Origin of the sequence: Bacillus sp. FJAT-18017 (assembly GCF_001278805.1) — a bacterium.
GTDB lineage: Bacteria > Bacillota > Bacilli > Bacillales > Cytobacillaceae > Bacillus_D.
In genome coordinates, this window is record NZ_CP012602.1 from 1794580 (window position 1) to 1809389 (window position 14810).

8 protein-coding genes and 1 riboswitch are annotated in these 14810 nt (G+C 44.7%); of the genes, 7 read left to right on the forward strand and 1 reads right to left on the reverse strand.

What is annotated here, in order from left to right; genetic code table 11:
• The first annotated feature begins 259 nt into the window (after positions 1-259).
• Together uvrC and AM500_RS08170 are read left to right on the forward strand one after the other, a co-directional pair.
• Positions 260-2032 (forward strand): excinuclease ABC subunit UvrC, encoded by a 1773-nt coding sequence (uvrC, locus tag AM500_RS08165; RefSeq protein ID WP_053598776.1) that lies wholly within the window; start codon positions 260-262, stop codon positions 2030-2032.
• Between the two features lie 70 nt (positions 2033-2102).
• Positions 2103-2279: riboswitch (Lysine riboswitch) on the forward strand.
• A 114-nt stretch (positions 2280-2393) separates the two neighbouring features.
• On the forward strand, positions 2394-3623 hold the full coding sequence (locus AM500_RS08170) for an aspartate kinase (RefSeq protein ID WP_053598777.1): 1230 nt from the start codon (positions 2394-2396) through the stop codon (positions 3621-3623).
• 51 nt (positions 3624-3674) lie between these two features.
• On the opposite strand, the gene AM500_RS08175 is transcribed toward AM500_RS08170, so the two are convergent.
• Positions 3675-4118 (reverse strand): YslB family protein, encoded by a 444-nt coding sequence (locus AM500_RS08175; RefSeq protein WP_053598778.1) that lies wholly within the window; start codon positions 4116-4118, stop codon positions 3675-3677.
• 362 nt (positions 4119-4480) lie between these two features.
• Between AM500_RS08175 and AM500_RS08180 the strand changes: the two genes are divergently transcribed.
• The 5 genes from AM500_RS08180 (at position 4481) to pulA (ending at position 14665) form a co-directional block, all read left to right on the forward strand.
• Positions 4481-5089, forward strand: coding sequence for a succinate dehydrogenase cytochrome b558 subunit (locus tag AM500_RS08180; protein WP_053598779.1), 609 nt, complete (start codon positions 4481-4483; stop codon positions 5087-5089).
• Between the two features lie 61 nt (positions 5090-5150).
• Positions 5151-6908 carry a succinate dehydrogenase flavoprotein subunit gene (gene sdhA / locus AM500_RS08185; protein WP_043934183.1) on the forward strand — a complete coding sequence of 586 codons (1758 nt, stop codon included), beginning with the start codon at positions 5151-5153 and terminating at the stop codon, positions 6906-6908.
• 6 nt (positions 6909-6914) lie between these two features.
• Positions 6915-7721, forward strand: a complete 807-nt coding sequence (gene sdhB / locus AM500_RS08190; protein WP_053598780.1) for a succinate dehydrogenase iron-sulfur subunit — start codon at positions 6915-6917, stop codon at positions 7719-7721.
• 191 nt (positions 7722-7912) lie between these two features.
• Positions 7913-8512, forward strand: coding sequence for a class D sortase (locus tag AM500_RS08195; protein WP_053598781.1), 600 nt, complete (start codon positions 7913-7915; stop codon positions 8510-8512).
• A 285-nt stretch (positions 8513-8797) separates the two neighbouring features.
• The gene (gene pulA / locus AM500_RS26395) at positions 8798-14665 is read left to right on the forward strand and encodes a type I pullulanase (protein WP_156319777.1); all 5868 of its coding nucleotides are present in this window, start codon (positions 8798-8800) and stop codon (positions 14663-14665) included.
• Positions 14666-14810 lie beyond the last annotated feature (145 nt).

Sequence of the window (14810 nt, forward strand, 5' to 3'; positions counted from 1 at the left end):
TCCTCCGTGGGCAACTGATCCTAAAGGTCCGATTCGTTCAACTAACCATCAGCAGAAATCGCTGATGGAAGTTTCACTTTATCTCAGTCGAAGTCCCTCCATTTTGTACGGCGATGACCGAGGCGCTTACGCTTTTCTACTAAAAACTGGTCGACGCGCCATGCTCAAAATTCAATCCGCTACGCCCCTATGGTAGAATAGTGAAAAACGCGGTATAATAGTCTTTTGCACAAGTATTGAGAAGGCGGTGTCCGCAGACATGAATGAAACGATCAAGCAAAAGCTGGCTCTGCTGCCGGACCAGCCAGGCTGCTATTTAATGAAAGACCGACAAGGAACCATCATCTATGTCGGCAAGGCAAAAGTGTTAAAGAACAGAGTAAGATCCTACTTTACCGGCTCGCATGATGCAAAAACACAGCGGCTCGTCGGTGAGATCGAGGATTTTGAATATATCGTTACATCCTCTAACATGGAGGCGCTCATTCTCGAGCTGAACCTGATTAAGGTACATGACCCGAAATACAATATTATGCTGAAGGATGATAAAACGTATCCGTTCATTAAGCTGACTGCGGAGCGGCATCCAAAGCTTATTATTACCAGGAAGGTGAAGCGCGATAAGGGGAAGTACTTTGGCCCTTACCCGAATGTACAGGCAGCGAATGAAACGAAGAAGCTGCTTGACCGGATTTACCCGCTTAGGAAATGTGCGACGTTGCCCGACCGGGTCTGCCTTTATTACCATCTAGGCCAGTGCCTGGCACCTTGTGTGAAGGAAGTGCCGGAGTCGGAATATAAAAGAATGACTGACGAAATAACCCGTTTCCTGAACGGCGGCTACAAGGAAATCAAAAAGGAACTTACTGAGAAGATGACGGAGGCCGCTGAACAGCTTGATTTTGAACGTGCCAAGGAATTTCGTGATCAAATTGCCAATATTGAAGCAACAATGGAGAAGCAAAAAATTACGACCACTGATTTTACGGACCGTGATGTGTTTGGCTATGCTGTCGATAAAGGCTGGATGTGTGTCCAGGTTTTCTTTGTCAGGCAGGGCAAGCTGATTGAGCGTGATGTTTCACTTTTTCCTGTATACGGAGAGCCTGAGGAGGAGATGCTGACTTTCCTTGGACAGTTTTACGATCAGGCGAGCCACTTCAAACCGAAGGAAATCCTTATTCAGGATAGCGTCGACTGCCAGATGGCCGAAACGCTGTTAGGTGTTAAAGTACTACAGCCTCAGCGCGGCCCGAAAAAGGACCTCGTCAAGCTTGCAGTCAAAAATGCGCAGATTGCCTTGACTGAAAAGTTTTCCCTCATTGAGCGCGATGAACACCGGACCATTAAAGCTGTCGAAAACCTCGGAGCGATCCTTGGCATCCATACACCGAATCGAATTGAGGCATTCGACAATTCAAATATCCAGGGGACTGACCCCGTATCGGCGATGGTTGTGTTTATGGATGGGAAGCCGTATAAAAAGGAATACAGGAAGTATAAGATTAAATCTGTAAAGGGTCCGGATGATTATGAATCAATGCGCGAGGTTGCAAGAAGACGATATTCGCGTGCCTTGAAAGAAGGGCTTCCGCTTCCAGACCTGATTATTATAGATGGAGGCAAAGGCCATGTTGAGGCAGTCCGTGATGTTTTGGAGAATGAGCTTGGACTCGATATTCCACTTGGGGGTCTCGTTAAAGACGAGAAGCATAAAACATCTAATTTGCTGTTTGGCAATCCTCTGGAAATCATGCCGCTGACAAGAAATAGCCAGGAGTTCTACCTGTTGCAGCGAATCCAGGACGAGGTTCACCGCTTCGCAATAACATTCCACAGGCAGCTGCGCGGCAAGAGTGCTTTTCAGTCGATTCTGGATTCTATTTCCGGCATCGGTGAAAAGCGGAAAAAGCTGTTATTAAAGAACTTTGGCTCTGTTAAAAAAATGAAAGAGGCAACACCTGAACAATTCCATGCGCTTGGCATTCCAGCAGCAGTTGCCGAAGAATTAATAAAAAAGCTGAACACATAATATTGTCAGAATTTATTATCCTATGCTATAATGATGGAAATTTAATAATACTATCACTTTAAACTTCTAAAGTGTAGGTAGAGGCGCGGGCTTCAAGAGTAAGAATCCGGAGATTATGGGAATCTAAGAAGGATTTTGAAAGGGAATACCGCCGAAGCTGAGGATGGCCCATTCCATCCCATGCTGGTCCTGTATTGAATAAATGCAGGATTGTCAGGGTTATCCACCCTGGAGGGCTATCTCACATAGATGCGTAAATTTGTATTTTGCGTATCCGGGCAATGAGATATTCTCTCATTGCCTTTTTTTATTTGTGTAGATAACAACAGAAATTTAGAATTGATTGAAAGAAGGGGAAACAGTGGCAATTATTGTTCAGAAATTCGGAGGCACATCTGTTGGAACACCAGAGCGCATCATGAATGTCGCAAAAAGGGTTCTTGAAGAACGGGCGAACGGCAATGATGTAGTAGTCGTTGTATCAGCAATGGGGAAGACAACAGATCAGTTGGTTGCGCTGGCAAAGGGTATCACATCTTCGCCATCCAAGCGTGAAATGGACATGCTTCTTTCAACAGGGGAACAGGTAACGATTTCACTTTTAAGCATGGCATTAAAGGCACTGGGGCAGGAAGCAGTTTCCTTTACAGGATGGCAGGCAGGAATCACAACTGAACCTGTTCATGGAAACGCAAGGATTCAGTCCATTGAGCCTTCTGTTGTTGCAAAAACACTTGAGAGTGGAAAAGTAGCTGTTGTCGCAGGATTCCAAGGGGTAACAGACTCGGGAGATATCACCACTCTTGGCCGCGGAGGTTCCGATACGACTGCAGTTGCGCTGGCCGCGGCATTAAAGGCTGCCCGCTGCGATATTTATACGGATGTTACCGGAGTGTTTACAACCGATCCGCGGTATGTGAAAAATGCTCGGAAATTACTATCGATTTCATATGATGAAATGCTTGAATTAGCGAATCTCGGCGCAGGTGTCCTACACCCTAGGGCAGTTGAATTTGCGAAAAATTACGGAATACCGCTGGTTGTCAGGTCAAGTATGGAAAGAGAAAACGGAACGATGATTGAGGAGGAAGTATCGATGGAAGAAAATCTTATTGTACGGGGAGTCGCTTTTGAGGATCAAATAACAAGGGTATCCGTAATCGGACTGTCTGAATCGCTAAAAGGTTTGCCATCCATTTTTACTGCGCTGGCAGAAAACGAATTAAACGTAGACATCATTATCCAGAGTGTGACCGGCGAAGGGACTGCAAATCTATCTTTTTCCATTAAAACCGATGATCTTGAAAGGACGATTGAGGTTCTTGAGGCAAACCGGAAGACACTAGGATATGACAGGATTGAAACCGAAACAGGACTTTCGAAGGTTTCCATTGTCGGCTCGGGAATGGTTTCTAACCCAGGCGTAGCTGCACAAATGTTTAGCGTGCTAGCTGATAATGGTATTCAGGTGAAAATGGTCAGCACATCTGAAATCAAAGTATCGGTCGTAATTGAAGAAAAACTGATGGTCACAGCCGTAGAAACGCTGCATGATGCGTTTTCACTAGCCGGTACCAGCGTCCGCTCTTAAAGCAAAACCCCTCTCTTTTCACCTGAAATGGAGAGGGGTTTTGCTTGTATTTTACTTAATGAAGTCCATACTGTCCCATTTAACTGTAAATGAGGCTACCTTTGCCTTTTTGATCGGGTGCTCAAAGGCTTCCGCAACTACACCCTTTTGCAGTTCGAATTGCTGAGCGAGAAAGCCTGCTTCCAACTGGAAATAAGTTTCAGCCTTAGAAGTGACTCGTGAAGCAAGCAGAATGGTTGAGAGCTCAAATTCAATTTCATTTTTCTTCTCCTTGCGAACAACCAAATCGCCCCAGGATGCACGTGCAAAAAAGGCTTTTATTTCATCAACCGATTTCAATGGGTATTTCCTGGCTAAAAGTTTACCAGCCCAATACATAAGCTCAGGCGTATTTTTTCCAAGTAATTCGGGAAGAAGTACTTCCCTAATCAATTCATATCCAAATTTGCTCACAGTTTCAGTTTCTTTAACTTCAGATGCAGTTTGCTCGTTCAAAAAAATTCCCCTCTTTCTACAACTCTATTATATACAAATTTATAGTCAGGAAAAACCTTGAAAGAATAATCAGAGCTTGGAAGAATATTCTAATATACAAATATAATGAAAATATTTAGCCCTTTAGGGGCAATAATGCTATTTAAGTTGATAGTGGAAAAACTGCTATTCTATATTAATATATTTTCAAAATTTAGTTTTTTGGTCGATTTTCTGTATCCGTTTTCTTGACGACCCCCGTGACTGGGGGTAAAATGAACATGTCACAATAATGTAAAAAAAGGTTCATAAGTTTTTCACAATGATGATAGGTTTATAGTTTTATAGGGGAGCCATCATCGCAATTACTAGGGGGTATGTTTATGGCGGAAAACAGAGAGTTTTTGTATCGCAGGCTGCACTCGCTGCTTGGCATCATTCCAATCGGTGTATTCTTGATTCAGCACTTGACGGTGAACCATTTTGCAGCATATGGCGCCGATTCATTTAACAAGGCAGCCGACTTCATGGGTAATCTTCCATTCAGGCTCGTGCTTGAGACAGTCGTAATTTATCTGCCGTTGCTTTATCACGCTATCTATGGGATTTATATTGCGTTTACGGCAAAAAATAACCCGAAAAGGTATAGCTATTTCCGTAACTGGATGTTTACGCTTCAACGTGTGACCGGCATCATTACACTTATTTTTGTTGTTTGGCATGTATGGGAAACACGTATTGCGGCTGCATTTGGCGCTCATGTTGATTTCAATATGATGGCTGACATTCTCAGTTCGCCATTCATGTTTGTTTTTTACGTTGTAGGCGTACTTTCGGCTATCTTCCACTTTTCCAATGGGCTTTGGTCGTTCTTGGTCACCTGGGGCATCACAGTGACTCCGCGTTCGCAACAACTTGCGACGTATTTCACAATCGGCCTGTTTATCGCCCTTTCCTTTGTTGGAATTCGCGCCTTAACAGCATTCATTTAATTAACACATAACCAGGGTTCGTACCTGACAGAATTGGAATTAGGATAGGGAGTGGAACTAGATGGCTAAAGGTAAAATCATAATCGTCGGAGGCGGGCTTGCCGGGTTGATGGCGACAATCAAGGTTGCCGAAGAAGGCACCCCAGTTGAATTGTTCTCCCTCGTGCCTGTAAAGCGGTCGCACTCCGTTTGCGCGCAGGGCGGGATCAACGGAGCAGTCAATACAAAAGGGGAAGGCGACTCTCCATGGGAACATTTTGATGACACTGTTTACGGAGGGGACTTCCTGGCGAATCAGCCTCCAGTAAAGGCAATGTGTGAAGCCGCACCTGGAATCATCCACTTGTTCGACAGGATGGGTGTTATGTTCAACAGGACTCCGGAAGGATTGCTGGACTTCCGCCGCTTTGGCGGTACACAGTATCACCGCACAGCATTTGCTGGCGCGACTACTGGTCAGCAGCTTCTTTATGCATTGGACGAACAGGTCCGCCGCTTTGAAGTAGCAGGGCTTGTTACAAAATACGAAGGCTGGGAATTCCTTGGCGCCGTAGTCGATGACGATGGTGTATGCCGCGGAATCACAGCTCAGCACTTGACTTCGATGGAAATTCATTCATTCTCCGCTGATGCCGTTATCATGGCAACTGGCGGACCGGGAATTATTTTTGGAAAATCGACGAACTCGATCATTAATACCGGTTCTGCTGCGGCAATAGTTTTCCAGCAGGGTGCACATTATGCAAACGGTGAATTCATCCAGATCCACCCGACAGCCATCCCTGGGGATGACAAGCTCCGCCTGATGAGTGAATCAGCCCGCGGTGAAGGCGGCCGGATTTGGACATATAAAGACGGGAAACCATGGTACTTCCTTGAGGAGAAATATCCTGCCTATGGAAACCTTGTTCCAAGGGATATCGCTACACGTGAAATTTTCGATGTATGCGTAAGCCAAAAGCTTGGAATCAACGGTGAGAACATGGTATACCTTGATCTTTCCCATAAAGATCCTCATGAACTTGACATCAAGCTCGGAGGGATTATTGAAATCTATGAGAAATTCATGGGCGATGACCCACGCAAGGTTCCTATGAAAATCTTCCCTGCTGTCCACTATTCTATGGGCGGGCTTTGGGTCGATTATGATCAGATGACGAGCATTCCTGGTTTGTTTGCTGCCGGAGAGTGTGATTATTCCCAGCACGGCGCGAACCGCCTGGGAGCAAACTCGCTTCTGTCCGCGGTATACGGCGGCATGGTCGCTGGGCCAAACGCTGTGAGGTATATCAATGGGCTTGAGAAGAGCTCCGAGGCTGTCGATACGTCTGTATATGAGAACCATGTTCGCGAGGAAGAAGCGAAATGGAGCCATATTATGTCGATGAATGGAACTGAAAATGCGTACATGCTTCATAAGGAACTTGGCGAATGGATGACAGATAACGTCACAGTCGTCCGTTACAATGACAGGCTTCGTAAGACAGATGACAAGCTTCAGGAATTAATTGAACGCTATGAAAATATCAATATTAACGATACAGCACGCTGGAGCAATCAGGGAGCAGCATTTACCCGCCAGCTCCAAAACATGATTCAGCTTGCAAGGGTAATCACGCTTGGGGCCCTGAACAGGAATGAGAGCCGCGGTGCCCACTACAAGCCGGAATTCCCTGATCGTAACGATGATGATTTCCTTAAAACAACAATGGCAAAGTTCACCGGCCAAAAGTCGGCTCCGGAAATCACTTACGAAGATGTAGATGTATCCCTAATCAAACCGCGTAAGCGTGACTATACGAAGAAGAAGGGGGAGTAGAGTCGAATGCCTGAAACAACAGTGACAGAAACACCTGTAAATGGAGCAGCAGCGGCTTCACAGAAAACAGTAGATTTTATCATTACACGTCAGGACACTCCTGATTCTGACTCTTATGAAGAAACCTTTTCCCTTCCATATCGTCCGAATATGAACGTCATTTCCGCACTGATGGAAATCCGTAAGAACCCGGTAACGAAGGACGGAAAGAAAACAACACCTGTAGCCTGGGAAATGAACTGTCTTGAGGAAGTGTGCGGGGCATGTTCGATGATTATCAATGATAAGCCTCGCCAATCGTGCTCGGCGCTCGTTGATAAGCTTGAACAGCCAATCCGTCTTGCTCCGATGAAAACATTCCCGATTATTCGTGACCTTCAAGTTGACCGAAGCAGGATGTTTGATTCACTTAAAAAAGTAAAAGCATGGATTCCGATTGACGGTACTTACGATCTTGGCCCTGGCCCTCGTATGCCTGAAACAAAGCGCCAGTGGGCGTATGAGCTGTCAAAATGTATGACATGCGGCGTTTGTCTGGAAGCTTGCCCGAACGTCAATAGCAAATCCGACTTTATCGGACCTGCCCCATTATCCCAGGTGCGTCTGTTCAATGCTCATCCTACCGGTGAAATGAACAAGGCTGAGCGCTTGAATGCGATTATGGGTGACGGTGGAATCTCAGAATGCGGCAATTCGCAAAACTGTGTGCAGTCCTGCCCGAAAGGCATTCCGCTCACAACGTCAATCGCAGCACTTAACCGTGATACTTCATTCCAAGCTTTCCGGAACTTCTTCGGAAGCGACCACGCATAACTAATAAAGACTGTCCAAATGGGCAGTCTTTATTTTTGTGTAAAAGGACATGTTGTTTTTATAAGAGTTGATTGAAGTGGAAATCAATAGACTTGTTTAACATAAAAGAATGAACCCCCTATTAATCTGATGCCTGCCAGTAAGCTTTTTGATATAATGAAGTTAATAACCCTGTGAAGCGAGGCAAGCGAATGAAGCTAAAAACAATAATTCCGCTCCTGTTGATTCTGTCAGGGATAGTTGCCCTTGGTATTGGAGGCTTTCAGCTTGCGGAGACAAAAATTAAGGGAAATAAATCGCTGGAAGAAGCACGCAATTTGATTGAGCCAAAAGCGAATGCCGCTGCAAAGGAAATTCCACGAGATGAAACCGGCCTGTTAAAGCCAGGTTTTGGTGATGTTGTAGGGATTCTTGACATACCCGCTATCGAGTCCGAATTGGCGATTGTAGAAGGGACCGACCCTAATGATCTGAAAAAAGGTGTCGGCCATTATAAGGGTTCCTACTACCCGGGCGAAAACGGGCAGATTGTTCTTTCTGGCCACCGGGACACTGTATTCCGGAGACTTGGTGAACTGGAAATTGGCGATTCGTTACATGTTAAAATGCCACACGGTGATTTCGCCTATGAGATCACCAGGACCAAAATCGTTGATGCCGATGACACTTCAATTATTACTCTTCAAAGGGAAGAAGAAGAATTGATTGTGACAACTTGCTATCCCTTCAGCTTTGTAGGGAACGCACCGGACAGATACATTATCTATGCAAAACCGAAGAAAGAAAATTGACCAGCGGAATCGCTGGTTTTTCTATGAAAACTTCCTGTATGAAATGAAGCAACCAGGAAAACTCCTCTCTGTTTTCGTCAAACTTGAAAAACTCCACTTTCATGTCGCTCTAGCAGAATTCACTATGTTATCAACGTAGTTTTAAATGTAAATTTTTATAAAATTTCAAATTGAAAAAACGGATTTGGGATGATATGATTTTAATGAAAACGATTGCATGAAATCTATTTTTTTACTGATTTGTGCAATCGTTTTCACATACTTATTTTAGTAGGGGGTAGGGCGTTGAAAAGGTACATATCAACCATTTTGACAGTGGTGCTTTTGTTTTCGACATTTGTGGTACCGTTTGCACCTTTTGTTGAAGCGGCAGAGAAAACGTATAATACTGTCGTTTTGCGAGGTGATGCACCATCCTTCAGTGAACATTGGAGCGGGGATAAGGATCCCCTCACTTGGAACGCTGAAGAACAAGTTTGGAAAAGCAGAGCTTACGAACTTGAAGGTGGCAAGAAGGTAGAATACAAGTTTGTTATGGACGGAAACTGGATGGAAGGGAGCAATCTTGTATTTACCCCTCCGCAGACTGGTAATTATGTATTCATTTTTCATCCCGGCCAGGAACGAACTGTAGATGTCCGGATTGACTTGTCATCCTTTTCTGGATCAATGACTTTGGAAGTGACTCTTCCTGAAGGGACACCAGACTGGGCAGCACCAACACTTGGTTCAACTTTGAACGGTTTTAATTATACTGTTACGTCTCTTACAAAAGTAGAAGAGCGGAAATGGAAAATCGATCTTGCTGGAAATAAAGGTGACACAATCGAGTATTTGTACGCGCTTGGTGATGCCAAGTATGTAGAAAAGCGTGAGCAAAAGCGGACTGCCACTTTTGTTGAAGGAGGGAAAGTATATTCCGACACAGTTGTTGAATGGAAAGCGGTACCGGTCGCAAAGGATGTTCACCATAACTTCTCGTTTTCACCCGCTGTGCCAACAAGTGCAGACAATGTGTCAGTCTCAGTAACCGTTAAGCACTTTGGAACGGTTACGAAAGGAGCTTTGTACTATACAATCGATGGTACAAAGCCGGTTGGAGCACTAGGAAAAGCAGAAAATGGTCAAGCCATTACCCTCGCTGCAAACGAGCCAACTGTTGAAAATGGTGTAACAACCACTGTTTTTACTGGTGTTATACCTAAACAAGCAAATGATACCCGAGTTAAATACATTGCCGATGTATGGGCAGACGGTGGCTTAAGCTCTCAATTTGCCGACACCAATAGCCTTGTTCCAGAAGGGGCAACCGAATTTGCCTACTATGTTGACCAATACGAGTCTCCTGGCTGGGCAAAGAATGCAATCATTTATCATGTGTTTGTTGACCGCTTCAATAACGGAGACGAGACAAATGACGAACCCGGCACTAAAAACCTGCCTTACGATGAGCAGTTAAAAGGCTGGATGGGCGGGGACCTTAAGGGTGTTCTTGATAAAATCGATTACATTAAGAGTACAGGGGCCAACACAATCTGGCTCTCACCAGTATTTGAAGGCCCATATTCCCACGGATATCATCCTGCCGATTTTGAAAAAATTGAAGATCATTTCGGTGATCGCAACTTAATGAAACAAGTCATTGACACTGCACATGCAAAAGGATTGAAAGTGGTTTATGACTTTGTACCGAACCATACGTCTATACAGCATCCATTTTTCCAAGATGCCCTGAAAAATGGCGAAAGCAGCCAATATTATGACTGGTACACATTTACCCAATGGCCGGAAAAATATAACTCGTTCTCCGGCATTGCTGAACTCCCTGAATTAAACAACAACAACTATGAAGTACGCGACTATATTTTAAACGAAGTTGTACCTTTCTGGCTTGATGAGCTGGATTTTGACGGCTTCCGCCTTGATTATGCAAAAGGCCCAAGCTATAGCTACTGGGTGGATTTTCGCCATAAAGTAAAGGAACTTAAACCAGAGGCATTTATTTACGGTGAGGTTTGGGACAGCCGTGAAAAAATAAACTCTTACGCTGGCGAACTAGACGGCGCCCTTGATTTTGGCATGAGAGATGCTTTTGTCAATACGTTTGCTAAAGATCAAAGCATGGTTGGTTTAAGCAATACGGTAAGTGAAAATATCAATACCTATCCAAGGGAATTCGTTACAGCATCATTTTTAGATAGCCATGACCAGCCGCGTTTCCTTTTTGAAGCTGGCGGCGATAAGGATAAATTGAAGCTTGCGGTCGCAACGCAATTTACCCTGCCAGGCGCGCCAGTAATCTATTATGGTGATGAGGTAGGCCTTTCACAAAGCAAGGACCACAATTCTGTCTCTGACTGGAAGGACCGCTACTACCGTGAAATGATGCCTTGGGATGCTGAAAAGCAGGACCTTCAGCTAAAAGAATTCTATAGCAAGTTAGCAAACTTGCGCTCTAGCGAAACTGCGTTGAGTTCAGGGGAATTCCAAAGGCTTTCCGCCGATGAGAATGTGTTTGCATTCGAGCGTACAGATGAAACGGGCCAATTCCTCGTTGTTGTCAACAAAGGGACTGAGCCAAAAGAAGTTGATGTAAATTCACTTTACAACCAATTGGAAATTACCAATGTAACTCTGACAGACTCGCTAAATAAAGACACTATTTCAAATGACAGCAATGGCGACCTGAAATTCACAGTGCCTGCCAAGTCTTTTGAAGTCTTTGAAATTACTGGCGACTTAACTTTTAGCGACAAGCCGATTGATAGAAATAAAATTTACGAGAAGGTTGTTTTGCGCGGGTCTGAGCCGCTTTCATGGGATGGCGAAAACAATCCGCTTACCTATGATGCCGACTCGAAGCTTTGGATAAGTGAACCGATCGTCCTTGAAGCTGGCAAAACTATTGAATTTAAATATGTAATGGATGGACAATGGCTTGATGGGGACAATTTGAAATTCACCCCTGAAACTTCAGAAGAATATATTTTCAGCTTTGACGCCCTAAATCCAAGGAATATTGATGTCAAGGTTGCACAGCAGCCAATTACAACTTCGATCAAAATCCATTATCAGCCGAAAGCAGGAGATACAAAAGATTGGAATTTGTGGGTGTGGCCGGATGGGATGAGCGGCGAGGTTTTCCAATTCACTGGAGAAGATGAATTTGGGAAAGTTGCTGAACTGAAGATTCCTGGCGATCATAATAAAATCGGCTTTATCGTCCGTACCGATAGCTGGGAAAAAGATGGCGGCGACCGCTTTATCGAAGGCATCTGGGACGGCAATGATGAAGTTTGGATAAAAGCCGGCGATGATACGGTTTATACAAGCAATCCGGATGGCGAATCGCCACCAAAAACGTATAACTCACTTGAAGTGAAGTTCAATTATTATCGTTATGATTTAAACTATGATGACTGGGATATTTGGGTTTGGACAGACAAATCCGATGGCCAGGCAGTCAAATTAGATAAAACAACGTCTTATGGTAAGCAAGGTGTATTCAAGGCGGACAACCTAGATGGTGCAACCAAGGTTGGTTTTATCGTCAGGAAGTCTGATTGGTCTGCCAAAGACCCAAGTGAGGGCGATCGATGGATTACAGATTTCAGTGCTGACGGGAAAGCCGAAGTATGGCTCGTCCAGGGGCAGTCACGGATTTACGACAACCCGGCAAAGGTCGACCGGACACCAAAAATCACCATAGCCACAATTGATGAAATGAATAAGATTACACTGGCTACAAATCTTCCTTTCTCTGTATCAAACCATGGCATTACCCTTACCGGTGCCGAGATTGATAAAATTGAAGCCGCAGATGCCAATGCGGGCGATATGACAAATAAAGTGATTATTACAACGAAGGAAGAATTGGATTTTGCAAAAGTTTATAAAGTTGCCAAGGAAGGCTTTGGCGAGGCGACTGTCCAGCTGGGTAAAGTAATCGGCAGCAAATCATTCGAGGAAAAGTTCTATTATCCTGGAAATGATCTCGGAAACACCTATTCGAAAGAAGAAACTAAATTCCGCCTCTGGGCTCCGACTGCAAGCGAAGCAATGCTTGTAACCTATGAAAAATGGGATAGCCAAACCGGAACAGAGCTTCCAATGACTCGTGCAGAAAATGGAACATGGACAGCAGTCCTTGATGGCGACCAGAATGGAACGCTTTATACGTATAAAGTCAAAATCGGTGACACGTGGAATGAAGCCGTTGACCCATACGTCCGCGCGGTTGCAGTAAATGGCGACAAAGGTGCAGTGCTAGACCTGAATTCTACTGATCCATCTGTTTGGAAAGAGGATAAGCCAGCTTTTAAAAACCGTGAAGATGCGATTATTTATGAAGCGCATATCAGGGACTTGACGATTCACCCGGAAAGCGGCGTTTCCGATGAGCATAAAGGGAAATTCCTTGGTGTTGCCCAAACAGGCACCACTGGACCTGACGGAGTGAAAACCGGACTTGATCACATTAAGGATCTTGGTGTGACACACGTCCAGTTCATCCCGATGTACGACTACAACACAGCTAGCGTTGATGAAACAAAGCTTGATACACCTCAATACAACTGGGGCTATGATCCGAAAAACTATAATGTACCGGAAGGCTCGTATTCCACTGATCCATATACACCTGCTATAAGGATTAAGGAAATGAAGCAGATGGTTCAAACATTGCACGACAATGACCTGCGTATTGTCATGGATGTTGTTTACAACCATATGTTCAGTGCTTTTGAATCGAACCTTCATAAGCTTGTGCCTGGCTATTATTACCGTTACAACGAAGACGGCAGCCTTTCCAACGGAACTGGAGTAGGTAATGATACTGCTTCCGAGCATAAAATGATGAGCAAATTCATTGTCGATTCCGTAAAATATTGGGCTGAAGAGTACAATATTGACGGCTTCCGTTTCGACTTAATGGGCATCCATGATGTTGACACAATGAATGAGGTGCGCAAGGCTCTTGATGAAATTGATCCATCAATTATTGTGATTGGCGAAGGCTGGGATTTGGCGACAAACTTGCCTGCAGAGCTGAAAGCGAACCAGAAGAATGCCTCCAAAATGCCTGGAATCGCACATTTCAATGACGATATCCGCGATGGCTTGAAGGGCAGCGTCTTTGGCGACTTGGATAACGGCTTTGTCAATGGCAAGCCAGGCATGGAACTCAGGATGAAGAAAGGAATTGTCGGCGGAATTGAATACTCTGATGAAATTAAAACTTTTTCCGATGATCCCGAGCAAACAGTAACCTATGTCGAGGCACATGATAACCATACACTTTGGGATAAACTTCTTTTGACCAATCCGGAAGATTCCGAGGACACCAGAAAGCAAATGCACAAGCTTGCAAGCTCAATAGTTCTGACATCTCAGGGGATATCCTTTATCCATGCCGGCCAGGAATTCATGCGCACAAAAGGCGGAGACCATAATAGCTATAAGTCTCCGGATTCCGTGAACCAGCTTGACTGGCAGCGCCGCAGTGAATTTGACCCAGAAGTTGAGTACTTCAAAGGCCTAGTTGCCCTGAGGAACGAACACCCAGCGTTCAGAATGACCACTGCAGAGGATATTAAGGAACATCTAGCATTCCTTGAAGCTCCTGAAGGGTCCGTTGCTTTTGTTATCGATGAAAATGCAAATGGCGATGACGCAGAACAAATCGCTGTCAGCCACAATGGAACAAGAACTCCAGTAGAAATCACCCTGCCCTCAGATGGAGAATGGGATTTGGTTGTAAATGGAGTAGACGCTGGCACCGAAGCAATCGAAGTAGTCGAGGGTAACAAAGTAACAGTCCCTGCATTAAGCACATATGTTTTAGTTCTTGACGAAGAGGAAGACAAACCAGGCGATAAACCAGGTGATAAGCCGGGGGATAAACCAGGAGACAAGCCGGGAGATAAGCCAGGAGACAAGCCGGGAGATAAGCCAGGAGACAAGCCGGGAGATAAACCAGGTGATAAACCCGGCAATACCCCTGGTACGAACCATCCGGGGAACCCTACACCTGGAAATGGAAACGGACTTCCCAATACTGCAACAGAATCCTATAACCTGCTGCTGGCCGGTGGATTGCTGTTCGCAACAGGAGGAATTTCCTACCTTGCAGCGCGAAAGAGAAAAGCAGCTTAAAGGATTTGGCCTACAGTGGGCTGTCGGAGTAATCCGGCAGTCTTTTCTTTTATTAAAATAAGTGCATAATAATTTCCTTTTTACGCTCAAGAGTTATAATTAAATAATGAATGGTCATTCATTCACAAAACATGAAACAAACGAG

Coding starts and splice junctions, on each gene's coding strand:
- uvrC (WP_053598776.1), top strand. CDS start 260: ATGAATGAAACGATCAAGCAAAAGCTGGCTCTGCTGCCGGACCAGCCA.
- AM500_RS08180 (WP_053598779.1), top strand. CDS start 4,481: ATGGCGGAAAACAGAGAGTTTTTGTATCGCAGGCTGCACTCGCTGCTT.
- sdhA (WP_043934183.1), top strand. CDS start 5,151: ATGGCTAAAGGTAAAATCATAATCGTCGGAGGCGGGCTTGCCGGGTTG.
- sdhB (WP_053598780.1), top strand. CDS start 6,915: ATGCCTGAAACAACAGTGACAGAAACACCTGTAAATGGAGCAGCAGCG.
- AM500_RS08195 (WP_053598781.1), top strand. CDS start 7,913: ATGAAGCTAAAAACAATAATTCCGCTCCTGTTGATTCTGTCAGGGATA.